Below are 21,486 nucleotides of genomic sequence, written 5' to 3'. Positions count from 1 at the left end.
TCACGTGCGCCCCCGTCAGTGCTGCGCCGACGCGGCGTGGTAGTGGCCGGGCGTCATCCGCGCGGTCACCCCGAACCTGTTCCACGCGTTGATCGTCGCGATCGCCGCGATGAGATGGGCGAGTTCGCCCTCCTCGAAGTGCTCGGCCGCCGCCTCGTACACCGCGTCCGGCACGAACCCGTCCGTGAGGACCGTCACCGCCTCCGTCAGCTCGAGCGCGGCCACCTCGCGGGCCGTGTAGAAGTGCCGCGACTCCTCCCACGCCCCGAGCTGCACGATGCGCTCCACCGTCTCGCCCTGCGCGAGCGCGTCCTTGCTGTGCATGTCGAGGCAGAACGCGCAGTGGTTGATCTGCGAAGCCCGGATCTTCACCAGGTGGAGCAGCACCGGGTCGATCCCCTCGGCGACCGCCTTCTCCAGGCCGAGCATCGCCTTGTACACCTCGGGCGCCTGCTTCGCCCACGCGAGCCGCGCCGGCCGTTCGGTGACGGTGGCCTGGGCGGAGGTGGTGGCCCGTGTGTCGTTCCCACGGTCGTTGTTCGTCATGCCTCGACCCTACGAACGGAATAGCCCATGGGTATGGTCCATTCCCGTACAGATCCGCTGGGCCAATCCCGATCCGGAGGCTGCACTCCAAGTGACCCGCAAACCGGCCCGCACCGCACCGGCCACCCCCACCGACCTCGGCGTCGACCTCCACCTCGACCTCACCACCACCGGCGTACGCAAAGGCCTCACCGACGCACTCCGCAACGCCGTACGCACCGGCCGCCTCACCCCGGGCACTCGACTCCCCGCGTCCCGCACCCTCGCCGCCGACCTCGGCATCGCCCGCAACACCGTCGCCGACGCCTACGGCGACCTCGTCGCGGAAGGCTGGCTCACCGCGCGCCAAGGCTCCGGCACCCGCGTCGCGACCCGCGCCGCGCCCGGCCCCGCCGCCTCGGCCACGCCCGGCCGGACCCGCGGCCACGTCACCCACGACCTCAAACCCGGCTCCCCCGACCTCGCCACCTTCCCCCGCGCCGCCTGGCTCAAGGCCGCCCGCCGCGCCCTCACCGACGCACCCAACGACGCCTTCGGCTACAACGACCCCCGCGGCCGCATCGAGCTGCGCACCGCCCTCGCCGACTACCTCTCCCGCGCCCGCGGCGTCCACGCCGACCCCGACCGCATCATCATCTGCTCCGGATTCGTCCACGGCCTCGCCCTCCTCGCCTCGGTCCTGCGCACCCGGCACGTCGCCAACATCGCCGTCGAGTCCTACGGCTTCGCCCTGCACCGCAAGCTCCTCACCGACGCCGGCCTGCGCCTGCCACCCCTCGCCTACGACGAACTCGGCACCCGAGTCGACGAGTTGCCCGCCCTCGAAGCGGGCGCCGCGCTCCTCACCCCCGCCCACTCCTTCCCGCTCGGCATGCCCCTGTCGCCCCAGCGCCGCGGCGACGCCGTCGACTGGGCGCGCCGCACCGGCGGACTGCTCCTGGACGACGACTACGACGGCGAATTCCGCTACGACCGCCAACCCGTCGGCGCCCTGCAGAGCCTCGACCCCGACCACGTCGTCCATCTCGGCACCGCAAGCAAGGCACTCGCCCCCGGACTGCGCATCGGCTGGATGGTGCTTCCCGGCCGGCTCGTCGGCGAAGTCGCCGCCGCCAAGGGCCGGATCGACTGGTCATGCAGCACCCTCGACCAGCTGACCCTCGCCGAGTTCCTCACCTCCGGCGCCTACGACCGGCACGTACGGGCCGGCCGGCTGCACTACCGGCGCCGCCGCGACGAACTGGTCACCGCCCTCGCCGAGCACGCACCCCATGTCACCGTCAGCGGCATCGCCGCCGGGCTCCACGCCGTCCTCGAACTCCCGCCCGGCACCGAACAGTCCACCGTCCGCGCCGCCGCCTGGCAGAACCTCGCCGTCAACGGCCTCACCGGCTTCCGCCACCCGACCGGGGCCCTGCCCCCGCGCGACGGCCTCGTCGTCGGCTACGGCACACCCGCCGACCACGCCTGGCCGGGCGCCCTCGAGGCCCTCTGTGCAGCACTGCGAGCCTGAACGTGTCGGGCCGCCGAGCGCCCGGCCACCGCACCCACCCCTACGAGCCGGATGAACCGGATGAACCGGATGAGCCAGTCGAGCCAATCGAGCCAATCGAGCCAGTCGAGCCGGACGAGTCCAGAAGCACCGCCCGCAACTGATCAAGTCCCCAGTCCAGATCCTCCTTACTGATCACCAGCGGCGGAGCGATCCGGATCGTCGAACCATGTGTGTCCTTCACCAGCACCCCCCGCCGCATCAACCGCTCCGAGATCTCCCGCCCCGTACCGTGCGCCGGATCGATGTCCACCCCCGCCCACAGACCGCGACCCCGCACCGCCCGCACCACACCCGAACCCGCGAGCGACCCCAACTCACGATGGAGGTGCTCACCCAACTCCGTCGCCCGCTCCTGGAACTCCCCGGTCCGCAGCATCGCGATCACCTCCAGCGCCACCGCACACGCCAGCGGATTCCCCCCGAACGTCGACCCGTGCTCCCCGGGGTGGAACACCCCCAGCACCTCCGACGACGCCGCCACCGCCGACACCGGCACCACACCGCCACCCAGCGCCTTGCCCAGGACATACATGTCCGGCACCACACCCTCGTGCTCACACGCGAACGTCCGCCCCGTACGGCCCAGACCCGACTGGATCTCGTCCGCGATGAACAGCACATTCCGCTCCCGGGTCACCTCCCGCACTCCCTGCAGATAGCCCGCAGGCGGCACGAGCACACCGGCCTCTCCCTGGATCGGCTCGAGCAGCACCGCCACTGTGTTCTCCGTGACAGCAGCCCGCAGCGCCGTGAGATCGCCGTACGGAACGATCTCGAACCCCGGCGTGTACGGACCGAAATCCGCCCTCGCCTCCGCATCCGTCGAGAAGCTGACGATCGTCGTCGTACGGCCGTGGAAATTGTCCGCCGCCACGACGATCTTCGCCATGTTGTCCGGCACGCCCTTGACGCGGTAACCCCACTTGCGAGCCGTCTTCACCGCCGTCTCCACCGCTTCCGCGCCCGTGTTCATCGGCAGCACCATGTCCATGCCGCACAGCTCCGCGAGCTGCGTACAGAACTCCGCGAACCGGTCGTGGAAGAACGCCCGGGACGTCAGCGTCACCCGCTCCAGCTGCGCCTGCGCCGCACCGATCAGCCGGCGGTTGCCATGACCGAAGTTCAGTGCCGAGTATCCGGCCAGCATGTCGAGATAGCGGCGGCCCTCGACATCCGTCATCCACGCGCCCTCCGCGGACGCCACGACCACGGGCAGCGGGTGGTAGTTGTGCGCACTGTGCGCCTCGGCAGATGCGATGGAATCTTCCGTACGAGACACGGGATCTCCGTTCGTCATGCGGCTCGGACGCGTCGGAGGGGCCACCGTGATGACCGCGACGCGACCCTGGCGGGCTGGGTGTCGCCCCATCCCTATCGTCGCTCGAATACTGGACCAAGAAACCTCGCCCGGCTGACCCCGGTAAGGTGCACGGCAGGGCCGTGACTGGCGCGCTTGGATGGGATCGACCATCGGGGAGCGGCCCGCCGACCGAGTGCCGTGCGCCTGGGCCGACCCGCGAACCACTCCGTCCGGAGGTCCGTCCGTCATGTCCCACGTGCCGCAGCCCGCCGAGGCCACTGCCGCCACCGCATCCACCGCCTTCCGCAGCGCGCTCGAAGTGATCCGCGGCGTCGAGCCGCGCGTCGCCGACGCCATCGGCCAGGAACTCGCCGACCAGCGCGAGATGCTCAAACTCATCGCCAGCGAGAACTACGCCTCGCCCGCGACCCTCCTCACCATGGGCAACTGGTTCAGCGACAAGTACGCCGAGGGCACCATCGGCCGCCGCTTCTACGCCGGCTGTCGCAACGTCGACACCGTCGAGGCCCTCGCCGCCGAGCACGCCCGCGAACTCTTCGGCGCCCAGCACGCCTACGCCCAACCCCACTCCGGCATCGACGCCAACCTCGTCGCCTTCTGGGCCGTCCTCGCCCAGCGCGTCGAGGCCCCCGCGCTCGAGCGGGCCGGCGCCCGCCAGGTCAACGACCTGACCGAACAGGACTGGGAAACCCTCCGCCGCGACCTCGGCAACCAGCGCATGCTCGGCATGTCCCTCGACGCCGGCGGCCACCTCACCCACGGCTTCCGCCCGAACATCTCCGGCAAGATGTTCAACCAGCGCAGCTACGGCACCGACCCGGAGACCGGCCTCCTCGACTACGAGGCCCTCCGCGCCACCGCCCGCGACTTCCGGCCCATGATCATCGTCGCCGGATACTCCGCCTACCCCCGCCTGGTGAACTTCCGCATCATGCGGGAGATCGCCGACGAGGTCGGCGCCACCCTCATGGTCGACATGGCCCACTTCGCGGGCCTGGTCGCCGGCAAGGTCCTCACCGGAGACTTCGACCCCGTACCGCACGCCCAGATCGTCACCACCACCACCCACAAGTCCCTCCGCGGACCACGCGGCGGCATGGTCCTCTGCGACTCCTCCCTCGCCGACCAGGTCGACCGGGGCTGCCCCATGGTCCTCGGCGGTCCGCTGCCGCACGTGATGGCCGCCAAGGCCGTCGCACTCGCCGAGGCCCGCCAGGACAGCTTCCGCGACTACGCCCAGCGCGTCGTCGACAACGCCCGCGCCCTCGCCGAGGGCCTCATGCGCCGCGGCGCCACCCTCGTCACCGGCGGCACCGACAACCACCTCAACCTCATCGACGTCGCCTCCTCCTACGGTCTCACCGGCCGGCAGGCCGAGGCAGCCCTGCTCGCCTCCGGCATCGTCACCAACCGCAACGCCATCCCCGCCGACCCCAACGGCGCCTGGTACACCTCCGGCATCCGCATCGGCACCCCGGCCCTCACCACCCGCGGCCTCGGCACCGGCGAGATGGACGAGATCGCCGGCCTCATCGACACCGTGCTCTCCGCCACCCAGCCGGGCACCACCAAGAAGGGCATCCCCTCCAAGGCCCAGCACGTCCTGGAGGAGAAGACCGCCGACGAGGTCTCCCAGCGGGCCACCGACCTCCTCAGCGGCTTCCCGCTCTACCCGGGAATCGACCTGAGCTGACAGCTCGCCCGGCACCCGATCGCGAGCGAGCGTGCCCCGCCCCCGCGGGCGGGCCACCCGGGTCCGCCCCGTCAGTTGTCGATCAACTCCTGGCGGGGCAGGCCCCGTTCGTCGTCGTCCCCGTCGTCGGGATGCCTCCTCCTCAGCCTTGCGCTCATCCCGGTGCTGCCGCGCAAGGCCTGGCGTATGGAGAGCGCCAGGGCGGCCCCGGCTCCGGCGCCCGGTATCGCCCACCACCAGCCCGTCGTGCCGTCGGCCACCGACAACTCGCCGTCACCGCCCGCCCGTTCCGCGCCCGCCCCGGATGCCTGCGCGCCGGCCTTCGGGCTCGCGGTGCCGCCCCGATCCGTGGTCCCCGGTGAGCCCGCCACAGCCGGGCCCTCGGCCTTGGCCGCCGGATCCTTGTCGAGGACCTTGAGCCGGTCCAGCAGAGCCAGCAGCCGCTTCCCGTCCTTCGCCTCGTGCCAGTAACCCGCACCCTCCTCGACCGGATAGGTCGTGGTGTGGATCCAGACGATGCCCGATGCCCCGGACCGCGGGGGATGGACCTGGTCCACCCGCCAGGGCCGGGTGTCGTGCACCATCCACGTCACATTGACCCGGGGAGCGTCCATCGCAGCGGCCAGCCCCGGCTGCTTCCCGGGTGACGGCGCCGCGCCCTCCGGCGGACCGAGGGCCTTCTCCAACCGCCCGTACTCCTTCTCCGTGTAGTACAGCGAAGCCGTCTGCCCATTGCTCGGCGAAGACAGAAGCACACTCGTGGGCCCTCCCGCCGCGGCCGGCCCGGCGCCGGTCAGTACGAGCGCCAACGCCGCCGCAGCCACGGACAGTGCGCCGGCCAGGCCGGCCCGGACCCTTCGGTAGTACATACGCCCTCACGCCCCCTCAGAAGCACTCCGCCGATCGGGACCACGACCCAACTGCGGCCGAGCGGTCCCGGTTCCACCTCTGGTACACCGCCCGGCCGCCCCGGGTTCCCAACTCGACAAACTTTTCCGAGACTTACCGACCGAACCGCTACGGTGCCCCTCCGTCACCGCTCGCGCTCCGCGCGATCCCCACCGCCCGCTCCCGTGACGTCTCGCCCTCCAGGCGCAGGGTGCGGTCGCCCGTCTGCCAGATCAGTGTCGGGCCGGCGGGGCGGGTCGTCCGGTGGTAGTGGTGGCCGTCCTCGCCGACGAGGCGCAGCTGCAAGGTGTGTGGCTCCGGGAACCACAGGCCGTTGAGCTCCGCCGTGCGGATCGTCTCGAACGGGGCGGGGGACGTCTTCCAGAACAACGGGTCGAGCGTGGCCGGGAATTGCTCCAGGCGTATCGGGGCGGCGTCCCTCTCCCAGCACAGGGTCAGGACGCGGCGGTACCCCGGGCCGTGGATGGTGACGGATGCGGCGGTCGGTGGCCCCAGCTTCTTCGGCAGGCGGGGAGCGAACCCGGCCAGGCGGGTGGCGTCGGCCACCGTGAGCAGCCCTGCGCATCCGTGCCCCTGTCCGGAAGGCGGAGCATCGGACGGTGGCGCCTTCGCCGACGGGTCATGGCGTACGGCCACGCCTCCGAAGCCGATCCAGTCGGCGACGGCCGCCCGGACGGGCGGCGTCACCGCCGTGACCGTGAGCAGACCGCACAGGGTCGCCGTCACACCGCGCCGGTGCCGCCGGAACCAGCCGCGTACGCGCTCCGTGCGGCCGGGCGTCACGAGGGCCGGTGTCGGGATCGAGTCGGCGACTATGCGGGCCAGAACCCGCTCGGCCATCGTCTCGCCGTGCAGGTCGGGGCCGCGCATCTGCCGGCCCAACTCGACGAGCTCACGGCGCAGTTCAGCATCTGTGCCTGTGCCTGTGCCGGTATCTGCACCCGTACCTGTATCTGCATCCGCAGGTGCGTCGTCGGGTCCCTGGTCGGCCCCGTCCTCGTCGGTCATGCCTCTCACCTCCTCTCCCTGTGCGGTACGTCGTGCCGTGGTGCTCCGGACGCCGGTCCCGGCAGCAGTCGGTGGAGCTTCTTCAGAGCGCGGTTCAGCCGGGACTTCACCGTGCCGCGGGGCCAGCCGAGCGCCTCCGCCGTCTCCGCCTCGTCCATCTCGAGGAGGTAGCGGTAGGTGACGACGAGGCGGTGGTCCCGGCTCAGTCGGGCGAGGGCGCGGCGCAGGGCCGCGCGCCGCTCGACTTCGACCGCTGCCACGGCCGGGTCCGCGGACTCGGGTATGGCCGGCTCGGAGGGCAGGAATGCCGCTTCCCGGTCGGTGGCCGCTCGCAGGCGGCCGGCCGATCGGACCGTGTTTTTTGTCTCATTTGCCACGATTTGAAGGAGCCAGGGGCGGAACGACCGGCCGTCCTGGAAGTGCCCCAGCGACTGGTACGCCTTGAGGAATGCCTGCTGCACCGCGTCCTCCGCGTCCGCTCCCGCTCCGAGTGCCCGCGCGGCCCGCAGGGCGATNTGAGGAATGCCTGCTGCACCGCGTCCTCCGCGTCCGCTCCCGCTCCGAGTGCCCGCGCGGCCCGCAGGGCGATGCCGGTGTGGGCGCGCACCAACTCCGCGTACGCCTCCGGCTCTCCGGCGCGCACCCGCTCGATGATCGCGGCCTCATCGCTGATGATGTGGCCCCCCTCCCGCGTTCTCACAGAGGTGATACACCGCTGCCGGGCGCGGGGTTCCCACTTCGAGACAGGCATTTTCCCGAGCGGTCGCGGCGGAGTCCCGGAGGCGGGTCCCCGGCCCCCTTCCGAGACGTTCCCCCACCAACGCCCGGACCGGTCCCCGCCACCTGAGACAATGGGCCGCATGGCCTCTGATCGTCCCTCCACCTCGCAGCGCCGCCCTCGTGCGTTCTCCGGCATCCAGCCCACGGCGGGCTCGTTCCACCTGGGCAACTACCTCGGCGCCATCCGTCAGTACGTCGCTCTGCAGGAGACCCACGACGCCTTCTACTCGGTCGTGGACCTGCATGCCGTGACGGTCCCGCAGGACCCGGCGGAACTGCGGGCGAACAGCCGGCTCGCGGCCGCGCAGCTGCTCGCCGCCGGTCTCGACCCGGAGCGCTGCACGCTCTTCGTCCAGAGCCACGTGCCGGAGCACGCGCAGCTCGCCTGGCTGATGAACTGCATCACAGGGTTCGGCGAGGCCTCCCGGATGACCCAGTTCAAGGACAAGTCGGCGCGGCACGGCGCCGACCAGGCGACGGTCGGCCTTTTCACGTACCCGATGCTGATGGTCGCCGACATCCTGCTCTACGACGCGGACGCGGTGCCGGTCGGTGAGGACCAGCGCCAGCACCTGGAGCTGACGCGGAATCTCGCGGAGCGCTTCAATTCCCGCTTCGGTGCGACCTTCAAGGTCCCCGAGCCGCACATCCTCAAGGAGGTCGCCAAGATCTACGACCTCCAGGACCCGTCGGTCAAGATGAGCAAGTCGGCGTCGACCCCCAAGGGTCTGGTCAATCTGCTCGACGAGCCGAAGGCGACCGCGAAGAAGTTCAAGAGCGCGGTGACGGACACGGACACCGAGATCCGTTTCGACGCCGAGGCCAAGCCGGGTGTGAGCAACCTGCTCACGATCTACTCCACCCTCACCGGTGCCGGTATCCCGGAACTGGAGCAGAAGTACGCGGGCAAGGGCTACGGTGCGCTGAAGACGGACCTGGCCGAGGTCATGGTGGAGTTCGTGACGCCGTTCCGGGAGCGGACCCAGGCGTACCTGGACGACCCGGAGACGCTCGACTCGATCCTGGCGAAGGGCGCGGAGAAGGCGCGGACCGTCGCGTCCGAGACCCTCGCCCAGGCCTACGACCGGGTGGGCTTCGTGCCCGCCAAGCACTGACCGGACGGAGTGTCCGGCGGGCCGGGAGGACTCCTGGCCCGCCGGTGGACAGGACGGACGACCCTGGCCGGGTGACGCGGGCGCCGGAGACACTGGCAGCGCCTGCACCCCGGGCAGCCCCTGCCGACCACAGATGGAGGACAACGACGTGGGGACCGTAACGCTCGGCGTTTCGATCGCGGTCCCGGAGCCTCATGGCAGCCTGCTCCAGGAGCGGCGCGCGGGCTTCGGTGATCCCGCGGCGCATGGCATTCCGACCCACGTCACCCTGCTGCCGCCGACCGAGGTGGACGCCGCCGCCCTGCCGGCCATCGAGCTTCATCTGGCGGAGGTCGCCGCGGCGGGCCGTCCGTTCCCGATGCGCCTCTCGGGTACGGGGACGTTCCGGCCCGTGTCGCCCGTCGTCTTCGTGCAGGTGGTGGAGGGCGCGGACGCCTGCACGTGGCTGCAGAAGCAGGTGCGGGACGCCTCCGGGCCGATCGCCCGTGAGCTGCAGTTCCCGTACCACCCGCATGTGACGGTGGCGCACGGCATCGACGACGAGGCGATGGATCGGGCGTACGAGGAGCTCTCGGACTACGAGGCGTCCTGGCCGTGCACGGGGTACGCGCTGTACGAGCAGGGCGCCGACTCGGTGTGGCGCAAGCTGCGCGAGTTCAGCTTCGGCGGGCCGACGATTCCGCCGCAGTCCGCCGGGCGTGACGTCCGCGGCTCACTGCCCGCCTGCTGACCGTACGTCCTGCGCCTACGGGCCCCGGCCTAAGGGACCCCCGGCACCCGTCGCCCCATCACACCGGCAGCCGCCGGAACAGCGCGCGTGGAGTGTGCCGCAGCGCCGACATCACAAGCCGCAGCGTCCCCGGCACCCACACCGTCTCCGAACGCCGCCGCAGCCCCAGCTCGATGGCGGTCGCCACGGCCTCGGGCGTGGTCGCGAGCGGCGCATCGGGCCGGCCCGCCGTCATCCTGGACCGTACGAATCCGGGGCGTACGACCATCACATGCACCCCCGACACATGCAGCGCATCGCCGAGGCCCTGGGTGAACGCGTCGAGCCCGGCCTTGCTCGAGCCGTAGATGAAGTCGGCCCGGCGGGCGCGTTCACCGGCGACGGAGGAGAGCACGACGAGCGAGCCGTGGCCCTGGGCCTGCAGTGCGGTGCCGCAGATCAGACCGGCCGAGACGGCCCCCGTGTAGTTGGTCTGTGCGACACGGACGGCGGCGAGCGGATCGGCCTCGTCGCGGTCCTGGTCGCCGAGGACGCCGAAGGCGAGCAGCACCAGGTCGATGTCGCCCTCGGCGAAGACCTTGCCGAGCACCTCGGCGTGCGATTCGGTGTCGAGTGCGTCGAAGGCGACGGTGCGGGTGTCGGCGCCGAGCGCCCGCAGCCCCTCGGCGGCTGCTTCGAGGGCGGGGGAGGGCCGGCCGGCGAGCCAGACGGTGCGGGTGCGCCGGGCGATGAGCCTGCGGGCGGTGGCGAGAGCGATCTCGGAGCTCCCGCCGAGCACGAGCAGGGACTGCGGAGTGCCGAAGGCGTCCTTCATGACAGGGGCTCCTGACTCGGATATCCGGGCTTGGGGGAGAGGACGAAGAGGCTCAGAGCGCCAGCCGGCGGGCCAGGTCCGAGGTGAAGACGCCCCGCGGATCGAGATGGGCGCGCAGCGCGCGGAAGGCGTCCAGGCGCGGGTACATGGTGGCGAGCAGTTCGGGCCGCAGCCGGGCGTCCTTGGCGAGGTAGACGCGCCCGCCGGCCTCCGCGACCTCGGTGTCGAGTTCGTCGAGGAACGCGGCAAGCCCGGACATCCGGGCGGGCAGGTCGAGCGCCAGCGACCAGCCGGGCACGGGGAAGGACAGCCAGCCCGGATCGCCCTCGCCGAACCGTTTCAGTACGGCCCGGACCGAGGGGCAGCCGCGCTCGGACAGCCGCCCCACGATGCGCCGCAGGGCCTCCTCCTGCCCGTATGGGACGACGAACTGGTACGGGACGATCCCGCTGCGCCCGGCCGCCCGGCTCCAGTGCGGCACCCCGTCGAGCGGATGGAAGAACGTGGACAGCTTCTGCAGTTCGCCGGTGCGGGCGCGGGGCGCACGCCGGTAGCGGAGTTCGTTGTACAGGCCGACCGACCCGCGCCCCAGGAGCCGCTCCGGGACCAGCGCGGGGGCGGACGGCAGTCGTCTCGGGCGGTAGACGAGCGGCTCCCTGCGCGCGCGGGCGGGCAGTGCGTCGACGGGCGCGTGGTCGCCGCGCCTCAGCACGGATCGGCCCATCGACGTCCCGCGCGCGAGGAGGTCGATCCAGGCGACGGAGTAGCGGTACTGGTGATCGCCGGCGGTGAGACGGGCCATCAGGTCGTCGAGGTCGCTGGCCCGTTCGGTGTCGACGGTCATCAACGAGGTGCGGACCTGGGTGAGTTCGACGGTCGCGGTGAGCACGATGCCGGTCAGGCCCATCCCGCCGGCGGTGGCGTCGAAGAGTTCGGTGCCGCGCTCCACGGTGCGTACGGAGCCGTCCGCGGTCAGCAGCTCGAGCGAGGACACATGCCGGCTGAACGACCCCGACCCGTGGTGATCGCGGCCGTGGATGTCGGCGCCGATGGCTCCGCCGACGGTCACATAGCGGGTCCCGGGGGTGACGGGCACGAACCAGCCGAGCGGAAGCAGCACTTCGATGAGCCGGTGCAGGCTGACGCCCGCGTCGCAGACGACCGTGCCCGCGTACGAGTCGATGGAGTGGACCTGGTCGAGGGCGGTCATGTCGAGGACGCAGCCGCCGGCGTTCTGCGCGGAGTCGCCGTAGGCGCGGCCGAGTCCGCGTGCGATGCTGCCGCGCGCCCCGCCGTCCCGTACGGCGGCGGCCGTCTCCTCGTGTGTGCGTGGGCGGATCAGGCGGGCGTTGGTGGGGGCCGTACGACCCCAGCCCGTGACGGAAACCGAGTCGGCAGACATGGGGGCGACGCTACCGGCCGTCGGGCGAATTGCCGGATCTATGACACTCGCGACCGCTGATGGCCAAAATGCGTGATTAAGGGAGTGTCACCCGGTATTGCGGTAGTGATATCGGCCGGACAGCGACAGACCGGACCACGGCGGACCGGATCACGGCAGAGTCGAGCAGGCCGGACGGGGAAGGCAGAAATCATGGACTGGCTCAAGAAGCTCCCGGTCATCGGACCGCTCGCCACTCGCCTGATGGGCACGCACGCGTGGCGGTCGTACGAGACCCTCGACGCGGCGCAGTGGTCGCGGCTCGCGGCGGCGATGACGTTCATCAGCTTCCTCGCGCTGTTCCCGCTGGTCACGGTCGGTGCGGCGCTGGCCGCGATGTTCCTGAGCGAGAGTCAGGTGGACAAGGTCGAGGAGACCCTCGCCGAACAGGTCCCCGGTATCGCCGGTGAACTGGACATCTCCGCCCTGGTGGAGAACGCCGGCACGGTCAGCCTGCTCGCCGGCGGCGCCCTGCTCCTGACCGGTATCAACTGGGTGGGATCGATGCGCGGCTGTCTGCGCGCGGTGTGGGGCAAGCCCGAGGTCGACGAGGACGAGAACGCGATCCGGCGCAAGGCCGCCGACGCGGCCGTGCTCGGCGGCCTCGGCCTGACCGGCCTGGCCTCCTTCGGCGCCTCGTACTTCGGCTCGGCCGCCGCGAGCTGGACCGCCCGCCAGGCCGGCGTCGAGGACACCTGGGCGGGCAGCGGACTGCTGGTCACGGTGGCCTTCGCCCTCGCCGTGCTCGCCGACTTCCTGATCCTGCTGTACGTCCTGAGCCTGCTGCCCGGGGTGCATCCGCCGCGCCGCCGCCTCGTGGTCGCGGCGCTGCTCGGCGCGGTCGGCTTCGAACTCCTCAAGCTGCTGATCGGCGGCTATATGCGCGAGGTGGCGGCGCGGTCCATGTACGGGGCGTTCGGGGTGCCGGTGGCGCTGCTCCTGTGGATCAACTTCACCGCGAAGCTGCTGCTCTTCTGCGCGGCCTGGACGGCGACGAAGTCCGTCACGCACCCCGAGCAGGACGAGACCGCCGAGGACGAGACCGCGGAGGAGGAGAGCGCCGAGGGCGTCAGCGGCGGGGCAGCCGGCGGACCAGGTCCGGCAGCGGCCAGCGGCGGTTGACGACGAAGACGCCCGCCCCGATCACGGCGAGCACACCGCCGGTGATCGCGAGCGCGATGCCGAGCCCGCCCGAGTCGTCACCCTTCGCGGCGGCGGACGCCTGACCCGTGCCCTTGCTGTGCGGCTTGCCGTGCGCGCCCTTGGACGCCGCATCGCCCGCCGCGCCCTTCGGGGCGACCAGCTCGCCGACGGGATCGACCTTGCCGACCGCGGCGAAGCCCCAGTCGAGCAGCCGCGCGCTCTCGTTGTAGACGGCCTGCGACTCGTCCGAGTCCGGGTTCATCACCGTCACCAGGAGCACCTTGCCGTCCCGCTCGGCGACACCGGTGAAGGTGGTGCCGGCGTGCGTGGTGCTGCCGTTCTTCACACCCGCGATGCCCTTGTACGGGGTGACGCCGTCGGCGCCGGTGAGCAGCCGGTTGGTGTTCTGGATGTCGAAGTACTCGCGCTTCCTGCCCTTGCCGTCGCCGGGGAACTTCGCGGTGGCCGTCGAGCAGTACTCCCGGAAGTCCTTCTTCTGCAGCCCCGAGCGCGCGATCAGGGAGAGGTCGTACGCGCTGGAGACCTGGCCCTTGGCGTCGTAGCCGTCCGGGCTGACGACGTGGGTGTCGAGGGCCTGCAGCTGCTCCGCGTGCCGGTTCATGTCCTGGACGGTCTTGTCGACGCCGCCGTTCATCGCGGAGAGCACATGCACCGCGTCGTTGCCGGACTGCAGGAAGACGCCGAGCCACAGGTCGTGCACCGAGTAGGTGTGGTCCTCCTTGACGCCGACCAGGCTGCTGCCCTCGCCCATGCCCGCCAGGTCCGTGGGCGCCACCTTGTGCTCCTGGTCCTTCGGGAGCTTCGGCAGCACGGTGTCGGCGAACAGCATCTTCAGGGTGCTCGCGGGCGGCAGCCGCCAGTGCGCGTTGTGCGCGGCGAGGATGTCGCCGGTCTCCGCGTCGGACACCATCCAGGAGCGGCCGGTGACCTTCTTCGGCAGGACGGGGGTCTTCGTGCCCAGGTTCACCTGGGTGCCGGGCTGGCCGAGCCGGGCGCCGCCCACGGAGGACATCGACGACGGGGGCTTCGGCTGCTTCGGCTTCCCGCCCGGCTTGTCGTCCGCGAGCGCCGGACCGGCGGCGGATACGGCGAGCAGCGCGGCGGAGACGATCGTCACCGCACCCTTCGTGACCCGGGAAGCCGCGGCACCGGTGGCCGGACCGCCGGCAGAACGGGCATCAGACGACAAAGAAGGCGCAGTACTTGGCGCAGAACTGGGCGCAGTGGCGGTCAAAGCAGACGCTCTCGATGCAGGCACGATCGAGAACGTACAGGGCGTCCCTCGGCTTGGGACCCCCGGAGTGCCCTGTGTCGTACGACAATCACTCTTTTCGTGACCGCTCCGGTCATCGAGACCGCTCTGGCAGTCGGGACCGCTCCGGTCGTCGAGCCCACCCCGGCGGAGGCTCCACCAGGGCCCCGGAGATACTGAAGGTATGAAGCTCAGCCGTCCGGTGTCCTGGTTCCTGCTCGCCTTCGGGGTCTGGAGCTGGGTCATCTGGGTCACTTTCGTCAAGAATCTCTGGAAGGACGGAAGCGGGCTCGCCTTCGACGACGCCGGTGACCCGACCGCGTACTTCTGGGTGCATCTGCTGCTCGCCGTGACGTCCTTTGTCCTGGGGACGGTGGTCGGGGCCATCGGGTTCCGTGGACTGCGCGCACTGCGCCGAAGCTGACAAGGAGCCCTGGACGTGGTCGCAGTCTTCGTGATCGCCGCGGTGGCGGTGCTCGCGGCGCTCGTCGCGCTGCACTGGTACGGATGGCGGCGCCTCGTCCGTGACACCACCGCCGCCGGATCGGTGCCCCGGCGGATCGGCACGGCCGTGTTCATCGCCGGACCGGCCTTGCTGGTCGCGGCGCCGGGCTCCGGGCGGGCCGGTGCGCCGTTCCGGGTCCAGCAGGTCGTGTCGTGGCCGGGCTATCTGTGGATGGCGTTCTTCATCTACGTGAGCCTCGCGCTGATCGTCGGAGAGGGCGCCCGGCCGCTGTTGCGCAGGTTCCTGGAACGCCGCGATGCGCGCCGCGCGGACGACACCGGAGCGGTGACCGTGCCCGCCGCGGCCGAAGCGGAACCCGTGCCCGTACCGGCGGCCGAGCCCTATCCCGCACCCGCGCCCGCCGCCCCCGTGCCCTCGCCCTCCCGCCGCCTCTTCGTCTCCCGGGTCGTCGGTGGTGCCGCCGTCGCCGCTGCGGTGGCGACCGTCGGGGCGGGTGCGTACAACGTGCTCAGCGGTCCCGCCGTCAAGCGGGTCACCGTGCCGCTGGCCCGACTCCCGCGCCGGGCCCACGGCTTCCGGATCGCCGTCGTCAGCGACATCCACCTCGGCCCGGTCCTGGGCCGCGGCCACACCCAGCGCATCGTCGACACCATCAACGCCACCGGGCCCGATCTGGTCGCCGTCGTCGGCGACCTCGTCGACGGCACCGTGGCCGATCTCGGCCCCGCCGCCGAGCCGCTGGCGCAGCTGAAGGCCCGGCACGGCTCGTTCTTCGTCACCGGCAACCACGAGTACATCTCGGACGCGGCCGAGGAATGGGTCGACCACGTACGGGAACTGGGCCTGCACCCCCTGGAGAACGCCCGCGTCCCCATCGGCGACTTCGACCTCGCGGGCGTCAACGACGTGTCCGGCGAGAGCCAGGACCAGGGCCCCGACTACGACAAGGCGCTCGGCGACCGCGACACCTCCCGGGCCTCCGTGCTGCTGGCCCACCAGCCCGTGATGATCCACGACGCGGTGAAGCACGGCGTCGACCTGCAGCTCTCCGGACACACCCACGGCGGCCAGATGTGGCCCGGCAACATCATCGCGGACCTGGCCAACCCGACGCTGGCCGGCCTCGAGCGCTACGGCGACACCCAGCTGTACGTGACCCGCGGCGCCGGAGCCTGGGGACCGCCCGTCCGGGTCGGCGCCCCCTCGGACATCACGGTCGTCACCCTCGCCTCCCGACAGGCCTGATCCCGCCCCCGGCGGCACCCGAACCGCCGGAAACAAGCCACGCGCCCCGCACTTGATCCCCTGCGGGATGACAGCGCCCGCTTCCGCATCGCACCATCGTGTGCCCGACGTGTGCGCGAACGGTGCCCGGAGGTGGCGCAGTGCTCCGACGCAACGTGGTCCGGCTGCCCCGGCACGCGGCCTATGTCTCCCTGGCCCGGGAGCGGGTACGGGACCACCTCGCCGCCTGGGGCCGCTGCACGGCCGACGACGTGGTGCTCCTGGTGTCCGAACTCGTCACCCTCGCCATCCGCCACGGGCCCGCGAGGGAGCGGGAGTTCGAGGTGGCGGTCACCGTGCTCGCCGGCCGTGGATGCTTCATCGAGGTGTCCGACGACGGGACGGCCGCGGTACGCCTCACCCTGGACGGCGACCTCGAGAGCGGCCCCGGCGACGACGGTCCCCAGGGCAGACCCCTGATAGTCGAGGCCCTCGCCCAGGCCTGGGGCGTCTGGCAGGGCGGACGCCACGGCCGTACGGTCTGGGCCCTGCTGACCGATCAGGCGATACCGTCCGATCAGGCCATACCGTCCGATCAGGCCGAACTGGCCGAAGGTGGCGGGGACATGCTCCGGCGCCCGCACCCTAGAGACGCTTCCCGCCCACCCGCGCCGGATCCGCCGGCAGGCTGACCGTCACCGTCAGCCCCGCCGACGGCTCCGTCACCACCGACACCTCGCCGCCGTGCGCCGTCACCACCCCGTGCACGATCGCCATCCCGAGCCCGCTGCCCGGACTCCCGCCCGTACGGAAGAACCGGTCGAAGATGCGCGCCGCATCCGCCGGCGGCAGCCCCGGCCCCTCGTCCGCCACCGTCAGCCGGACCACCCCGTCGCTGCGGGTCAGTCCGATCGACACCTCCGCCTCGTCCGGCGTATGAGCCCGTATGTTGCCCAGCAGATTGCCCACGACCTTGCGCAGGCCCGACTCGTCCGCACGCACCAGAAGCGCCCCGTCCGCCGACACCGACACCGGCCGCCGCGGCTGCTGCGCCCGCAGATCCTGCGCCGCGTCCCGTACGAGACGGCTCAGGTCCACATGGCGCAGCCGCAGTTCGGGCTCCTGGTCGAGGCGGGCCAGGGTGAGCAGCTCCTCGACGAGCCGGCCCATGCGGTCCACCTCGGCGTTCATCCGGCCCCAGACCCGGGTGCGTTCCTCCGCGTCGTGCAGGATGCCGCGGTCGTACAGCTGGAGGTAGCCGCGGATCGCGGACAGCGGGGTGCGCAGCTCGTGCGAGGCGTCCGCGACGAAACGGCGCAGCTGGTCGGAGCTGCGCTCCCGGGTGTCGAAGGCCGATTCGACCTGGTGGAGCATCGAGTTGAGGGCGAGCCGCAGCTGTTCGATCTCGGTCACCGGATCGTGGCCCGCGGGGACCCGGCGGGTCAGATCGCCCTCGGCGATCGCCGAAGCCGTCTCCACCATGTCCTCGAGCGGGCGCAGGCTGCGCCGCGTGCCGACCAGGGTCAGCACGGTGAGCAGCAGCACCAGGAGCGCACCGAAGGCCAGATCGAGCTTGAGGGCCTGCCGGATCCCCGCGTGCACGGCCTGGGTCGAGGTGGCCATCACCACCACCGACCCGTCGCCGAGCCGGGCGCCCACCGCCCGGTACGGGTCGCCGTCCACCTCGACGTCCCGCGGCCCGGCCGGTGAACGGGCCGTCCCCGCCGGATCGTCGAGCGCCTCCACCAGCGCGCGCTGTTCCTGCGTGGGCGGCACCCCGGCGAAGGACAGCGCCCTGCCCCGGCCGTCGACCGCGGCGAAGATCATGCCGGGCCGTGGCGGCGAGCCGTCGCTCCCCATCTCCCGGGCCAGCTGATCGCGCAGTGAACCGACCGCGCCGAGCGCCTCGATCTGCTGCCGGGTCAGGCCGGTGAGCTCCAACGACTCGCGGGACGAGACGAGTTCGGTGTCCACCTTGTCCAGCAGATAGTGCCGCATGCCCATCAGGCTGACCGCCGTCGCCGCCACCACGCCGAGCGCGAGCAGCACCACGTTCACCGCGGTGAGTTTGGCGCGCAGCGAATGGCGGCCGCGGCGCCTGCGGGCGGCGGCGAACCAGTGGCGCGGACGGCCGGGCAGTCTCATGCGAGCCCGTAGCCGACGCCGCGCCGGGTGGTGATCTCGGGCGCCCCGAGCGGCGCGAGCTTGCGTCGCAGATAGCTGATGTACGTCTCGACGACGGTGGACTCGGCGGCGTGCTCGTAGGACCAGACGTGGCGCAGCAGTTGCTCCTTGGTCACCACCCGGCCGCCGTTGCGGACCAGGAAGCGCAGCAGGGCGTACTCGGTGGGGGTGAGCTGGACCTCGCGGCCCTCGCGGCGCACCGTGTAGGTCGTCTCGTCCAGTTCGAGGCCCCGGTAGCGCAGCGGCGGCGGGGCGGGCAGCACGTCGCGGTCGGCGTCGTCGGTGGGGCGGATGCGGCGCAGTACGGCGCCGACGCGGGCGACGACCTCGTCGATGTTGAACGGCTTGGTGATGTAGTCGTCCCCGAGGCCGAGTCCGCCGACGATCTCCGCGGGCGCGTCCCGGGCGGTGAGGAACACGATCGCCGTGTCCGGGCAACTGCCGCGCAGCTCACGGGCGAACAGCCGGCCGTCCCCGTCCGGCAGCATCACATCGAGCAGTACGGCATCGGGCCGCGCCTCGGACACCTGGCCGCGGGCCTCCTTGACGCTGCTCGCGACGAGCACCCGGAAGCCGTGGTAGCGCAGGGCGATGGCGAGGACGTCGGCGATGCTCGGCTCGTCCTCGACGACGAGCACGGTCGCGCCCCGGTCGGGTGGCGGCTGGCTCATGGCACCAGTATCCGCGGCCGGGCGGGGCGCCGGGACGGGCCCACCCTTGGAGTTGCTTGAGAGTCTGACCGGAATGCGTGCTTCCGAGCCGTGTTCGGCGGATCCTGGGGTCCGATGTGCGTACGACTGGTACTCGCAGCGCTGCCGAGGCGGCGCGGCCGGTCCGTGGACGGCGCCGAGGGGGCAGCGGATGAGGACGGGAAGGAAACGACGCAGGGGACCGTGGTTCCCGTGGCACCGGCTGATGGTCCTGTGGCTGTGGACCGCCCCGGGCCCATGGCGGCCCCGGCGGGCCTGGCGCCGCCGGCGGAGCGCGGTACGACGAGGCGCGGCGCAGTGCAGTGTGGGTGCGGGCCGGGACGCGGCCGGCCCGGGTGCGGGCGGCTCCACGGCCGGTGACTCCCGTGCGGCCGACCGCGGTCCGGACCCTTCGGACGCCTCGGCCCCGGGCATCGTCTCCGCGGTCTTCGGCCTGATCCGCACCCCGGAGGGCGAGCCGGTCCAGGGCGCGACCCTCACCCTCTTCGGGCCCTCCGGCGCGCGTCTGGACCGCGTCGACTCGCTCGCCGACGGCTCCTACATCGTGTCGGTGCCGGGCACCGGCGCCTACGACCTGGTGGTCAGCGCGCCCGGCAGCGCACCGCGCTCGTTCCTCATCGAGGTGGGCGCGGACCCGCTGGTGTACGACGTGGAACTGCCGGTCAGCCCCGACGCGGTCACTTGACGTCCTGCTTCCCGGACGCGGGCGCCGGGCCGTCCCCCTCCGGCGGCCCGGCGGCCCGCGTGATCCCGGGCAGGAAATCGGTGAACAGGTCGTGGATCTCGAGCACCAGCGGCCGCAGCACCCGGAAGCGGGCCAGCGCCACCCCTCGGGCGGTCAGCCGCGCCCCGCGCTCCGCGAGCCGGTAGCTGCGCCGGCGCCCGGGGGAGCGGTCGAACACCCAGTACAGGACGAGTCCCATCTGGGCGAGCCACGTCAACTCCGGCAGTATGTCCCGCAGTTCGGCCGGCACCTTCGCCTTGGAGCCGGCGAGCAGCTCCCGGTGCACATCGAGCGCCGCCTCCCGCGCATGCTCCGACTCCGCGGAGAACGGGCTGAGCGGACTGTCCGGATCCGCGGCGTTCTTGAAGAACTGGGTGGCGAACTCGTGGTACGGGGCGGCCACATCGAGCCACGCCCGCAGCACCCCGGCGAGGCGTGCCTCCAGATCCGTCTCGCGGTCGAGCACCGGCCGCACCGCTGCCCGGTGTTCGGTCGCGATCCGGTCGTAGAAGCCCTGGATCAGGTGCTCCTTGCCGCCGAAGTAGTAGTACGCGTTCCCGACCGAGACCCCGGCCTCCTTGGCGATGGCCCGCATCGTGGTCTTGTCGTAGCCCCGCTCCTGGAAGAGGCGCATCGCCGTCTCAAGGATCAGCGTCCGCGTCTGCTCGCTCTTCGCGGGGCGCGGCTGCCTGCCCTTGCCGCCGGTCGCGGGGGGCTGCTCCTCGGGGGCGCCCTGGGTGTCCGGGGTGTCGCTCGCTCCTAGCACGGTGTCAGAGCCTAACCAGTCGGGCAGCGGCCGCTGTCGCAGCCGTCGGGGGCGGTGCCGGCGCCGGCGAACACCCAGCCCCGGTCGGGCCGGTACGTCCAGCCGTCGCCCCTGCGGTACACCCCGCCGCCCCACTTGCCCTCCGAGGGCCGCTGCGCCGACCGGTAGCGGGCGGCGGCGAGTGCGGTGGCCCGGGCGATCCTGGCGCCCGCCGGGGTGGACAACCGGTGGGCGAGCGGCCGGTGTTCGGCCAGCGCCCACAGGGTGACGACCCAGGCGGCGGGGCCGCGGTAGAGCTGCCCGCCGTCGCCGATGACGGTGATGTCGTCGAAGGTCGAGCCGTGGTCGATCGCCGGGAAGCGCCGGCGCGCCTCCTCGGACCCGGCCGGCACCAGGTCGATCGGCACCAGTTGTCGCTGTCCGGCCAGCCAGCCCCGTACATGGGTGCAGAGCGAGCACTCGGCGTCGTAGAGCACGGTGAGGCGGCGGACCGGCGGCAGCGCGGGCCGCCGGTCGGCGATGGGGCCGGTCATCGTCAGGCTCCGGTCGGGGTCGCCCACGGACCCTGCTCGCCGGCGAATCCCTGCGGCGGGACCGGCGGCTGCTGCTCGCGCTCCATCATGCCCCTGCGGCGGATCTTGTTGAGCACCCAGACATTGCCGAGGTGCAGGATGCCGAGCACGAGCAGCACGACGCCGAGCTTCACCGAGAGCGCCTCGAACACCTCGCGGGCGTCCGAGATCGCGTCGTCCCCGCTCAGATAGAGCGCCACGAAGCCGAGGTTGACCAGATAGAAGCCGACCACCAGGAGGTGGTTCACGGCGTCCGCGAGCTTCTCGTTCCCGTGCAGCACGTCCGCCAGGAAGATCCGCCCGTTGCGGCTGAGGGTGCGTGCCACCCACACGGTGAGGCCGATGCTGACGACCAGGTACACGACGTACGCGAGGACTGTGAGGTCCATGATCCCGCCCTTGCTCGATCCGTCTCCGGAACGCGTTCGCCCCGCCCCTCGGCAGTTCTTGAACACGTTCAAAAGCTGATGGCCCTGACTGTAGCGCTGTTTTTGAACATGTTCAACCAGGCG

At 71.8% G+C, this 21,486-nt stretch carries 20 protein-coding genes, 3 pseudogenes and 1 riboswitch; of the genes and pseudogenes, 9 read left to right on the top strand and 14 right to left on the bottom strand.

The genetic code is table 11. The features are described 5' to 3' along the window. Positions 1 to 15 precede the first annotated feature (15 nt). Positions 16 to 546 carry a carboxymuconolactone decarboxylase family protein gene (locus DY218_RS06640; protein WP_128554976.1) on the bottom strand — a complete coding sequence of 177 codons (531 nt, stop codon included), beginning with the start codon at positions 544 to 546 and terminating at the stop codon, positions 16 to 18. A gap of 91 nt (positions 547 to 637) precedes the next feature. Between DY218_RS06640 and pdxR the strand changes: the two genes are divergently transcribed. After that, positions 638 to 2,059, top strand: coding sequence for a MocR-like pyridoxine biosynthesis transcription factor PdxR (gene pdxR, locus DY218_RS06635; protein WP_233521404.1), 1,422 nt, complete (start codon positions 638 to 640; stop codon positions 2,057 to 2,059). 124 nt (positions 2,060 to 2,183) lie between these two features. Here the strand turns inward: pdxR and rocD are convergent. Then, a pseudogene (rocD, locus tag DY218_RS06630) lies at positions 2,184 to 3,380 on the bottom strand (ornithine--oxo-acid transaminase); the annotation flags it as partial. A gap of 151 nt (positions 3,381 to 3,531) precedes the next feature. Continuing rightward, positions 3,532 to 3,618, top strand: a riboswitch (ZMP/ZTP riboswitch). Between the two features lie 30 nt (positions 3,619 to 3,648). Here rocD and DY218_RS06625 point away from each other — a divergent pair. Then, on the top strand, positions 3,649 to 5,115 hold the full coding sequence (locus DY218_RS06625) for a glycine hydroxymethyltransferase (RefSeq protein WP_128554974.1): 1,467 nt from the start codon (positions 3,649 to 3,651) through the stop codon (positions 5,113 to 5,115). A gap of 71 nt (positions 5,116 to 5,186) precedes the next feature. Here the strand turns inward: DY218_RS06625 and DY218_RS06620 are convergent, their stop codons facing one another. The 4 genes and pseudogenes from DY218_RS06620 to DY218_RS34875 form a co-directional block, all read right to left on the bottom strand. Next, positions 5,187 to 5,984 (bottom strand): hypothetical protein, encoded by a 798-nt coding sequence (locus DY218_RS06620; protein ID WP_128554973.1) that lies wholly within the window; start codon positions 5,982 to 5,984, stop codon positions 5,187 to 5,189. Between the two features lie 148 nt (positions 5,985 to 6,132). Beyond that, the gene (locus DY218_RS06615) at positions 6,133 to 7,032 is read right to left on the bottom strand and encodes a hypothetical protein (protein ID WP_233521403.1); all 900 of its coding nucleotides are present in this window, start codon (positions 7,030 to 7,032) and stop codon (positions 6,133 to 6,135) included. Positions 7,033 to 7,037: 5 nt separating this feature from the next. Further along, positions 7,038 to 7,547 (bottom strand): annotated as a pseudogene (locus DY218_RS06610) (RNA polymerase sigma factor); the annotation flags it as partial. A gap of 1 nt (position 7,548) precedes the next feature. Then, positions 7,549 to 7,732: pseudogene (locus tag DY218_RS34875) on the bottom strand (siderophore-interacting protein); the annotation flags it as partial. 160 nt (positions 7,733 to 7,892) lie between these two features. Here DY218_RS34875 and trpS point away from each other — a divergent pair. After that, a complete protein-coding gene (gene trpS / locus DY218_RS06605; RefSeq protein ID WP_128554972.1) occupies positions 7,893 to 8,927 on the top strand; it encodes a tryptophan--tRNA ligase in 1,035 nt (344 codons plus the stop codon). 148 nt (positions 8,928 to 9,075) lie between these two features. After that, positions 9,076 to 9,657, top strand: a complete 582-nt coding sequence (locus DY218_RS06600; RefSeq protein WP_128554971.1) for a 2'-5' RNA ligase family protein — start codon at positions 9,076 to 9,078, stop codon at positions 9,655 to 9,657. A 58-nt stretch (positions 9,658 to 9,715) separates the two neighbouring features. Here DY218_RS06600 and DY218_RS06595 read toward each other — a convergent pair whose 3' ends face one another. Both DY218_RS06595 and DY218_RS06590 read right to left on the bottom strand, forming a co-directional pair. Continuing rightward, entirely contained in the window at positions 9,716 to 10,471 is a 756-nt protein-coding gene (locus DY218_RS06595) for a decaprenylphospho-beta-D-erythro-pentofuranosid-2-ulose 2-reductase (RefSeq protein WP_128554970.1), read from the bottom strand. A gap of 52 nt (positions 10,472 to 10,523) precedes the next feature. Beyond that, positions 10,524 to 11,873 (bottom strand): FAD-binding protein, encoded by a 1,350-nt coding sequence (locus tag DY218_RS06590; RefSeq protein WP_128554969.1) that lies wholly within the window; start codon positions 11,871 to 11,873, stop codon positions 10,524 to 10,526. 192 nt (positions 11,874 to 12,065) lie between these two features. Here DY218_RS06590 and DY218_RS06585 point away from each other — a divergent pair, with 192 nt between their 5' ends. Then, entirely contained in the window at positions 12,066 to 13,034 is a 969-nt protein-coding gene (locus DY218_RS06585) for a YihY/virulence factor BrkB family protein (RefSeq protein WP_128554968.1), read from the top strand. On the opposite strand, the gene DY218_RS06580 is transcribed toward DY218_RS06585, so the two are convergent. Continuing rightward, positions 12,982 to 14,193, bottom strand: coding sequence for a D-alanyl-D-alanine carboxypeptidase family protein (locus DY218_RS06580; RefSeq protein WP_325051973.1), 1,212 nt, complete (start codon positions 14,191 to 14,193; stop codon positions 12,982 to 12,984). The two genes, DY218_RS06585 and DY218_RS06580, sit on opposite strands and share 53 nt — an antisense overlap. Positions 14,194 to 14,512: 319 nt before the next feature. Here DY218_RS06580 and DY218_RS34870 point away from each other — a divergent pair, with 319 nt between their 5' ends. The 3 genes from DY218_RS34870 to DY218_RS06570 all read left to right on the top strand — a co-directional run bounded on the left by DY218_RS34870 (position 14,513) and on the right by DY218_RS06570 (position 16,710). Further along, a complete protein-coding gene (locus tag DY218_RS34870; RefSeq protein ID WP_233521401.1) occupies positions 14,513 to 14,752 on the top strand; it encodes an SCO4848 family membrane protein in 240 nt (79 codons plus the stop codon). Positions 14,753 to 14,767: 15 nt separating this feature from the next. After that, entirely contained in the window at positions 14,768 to 16,039 is a 1,272-nt protein-coding gene (locus DY218_RS06575) for a metallophosphoesterase (RefSeq protein ID WP_128554966.1), read from the top strand. Between the two features lie 140 nt (positions 16,040 to 16,179). Next, the gene (locus DY218_RS06570) at positions 16,180 to 16,710 is read left to right on the top strand and encodes an ATP-binding protein (protein WP_325051972.1); all 531 of its coding nucleotides are present in this window, start codon (positions 16,180 to 16,182) and stop codon (positions 16,708 to 16,710) included. On the opposite strand, the gene DY218_RS06565 is transcribed toward DY218_RS06570, so the two are convergent. Together DY218_RS06565 and DY218_RS06560 are read right to left on the bottom strand one after the other, a co-directional pair. Beyond that, on the bottom strand, positions 16,664 to 18,163 hold the full coding sequence (locus tag DY218_RS06565) for a sensor histidine kinase (RefSeq protein ID WP_128554965.1): 1,500 nt from the start codon (positions 18,161 to 18,163) through the stop codon (positions 16,664 to 16,666). The two genes, DY218_RS06570 and DY218_RS06565, sit on opposite strands and share 47 nt — an antisense overlap. Beyond that, positions 18,160 to 18,873, bottom strand: a complete 714-nt coding sequence (locus DY218_RS06560; RefSeq protein WP_128554964.1) for a response regulator transcription factor — start codon at positions 18,871 to 18,873, stop codon at positions 18,160 to 18,162. The genes DY218_RS06565 and DY218_RS06560 overlap by 4 nt, the downstream gene beginning before the upstream one ends. A gap of 190 nt (positions 18,874 to 19,063) precedes the next feature. Between DY218_RS06560 and DY218_RS06555 the strand changes: the two genes are divergently transcribed. Continuing rightward, positions 19,064 to 19,597: a carboxypeptidase-like regulatory domain-containing protein gene (locus tag DY218_RS06555; protein ID WP_128554963.1), complete on the top strand. Its 534-nt coding sequence runs from the start codon at positions 19,064 to 19,066 to the stop codon at positions 19,595 to 19,597. Here the strand turns inward: DY218_RS06555 and DY218_RS06550 are convergent. The 3 genes from DY218_RS06550 to DY218_RS06540 form a co-directional block, all read right to left on the bottom strand. After that, the gene (locus DY218_RS06550) at positions 19,590 to 20,270 is read right to left on the bottom strand and encodes a TetR/AcrR family transcriptional regulator (RefSeq protein ID WP_128554993.1); all 681 of its coding nucleotides are present in this window, start codon (positions 20,268 to 20,270) and stop codon (positions 19,590 to 19,592) included. The genes DY218_RS06555 and DY218_RS06550 overlap by 8 nt on opposite strands. 143 nt (positions 20,271 to 20,413) lie before the next feature. Next, complete coding sequence (locus tag DY218_RS06545; RefSeq protein WP_128554962.1) at positions 20,414 to 20,935, bottom strand: thiol-disulfide oxidoreductase DCC family protein; 522 nt, start codon at positions 20,933 to 20,935, stop codon at positions 20,414 to 20,416. A 2-nt stretch (positions 20,936 to 20,937) separates the two neighbouring features. Beyond that, complete coding sequence (locus tag DY218_RS06540; protein WP_128554961.1) at positions 20,938 to 21,363, bottom strand: hypothetical protein; 426 nt, start codon at positions 21,361 to 21,363, stop codon at positions 20,938 to 20,940. Positions 21,364 to 21,486 lie beyond the last annotated feature (123 nt).

Source organism: Streptomyces triticagri (assembly GCF_003429565.1).
GTDB lineage: Bacteria > Actinomycetota > Actinomycetes > Streptomycetales > Streptomycetaceae > Streptomyces > Streptomyces triticagri.
The sequence above is the reverse complement of the archived record's forward strand: the minus strand, read 5'-3'. Positions and strand labels throughout refer to the sequence as shown.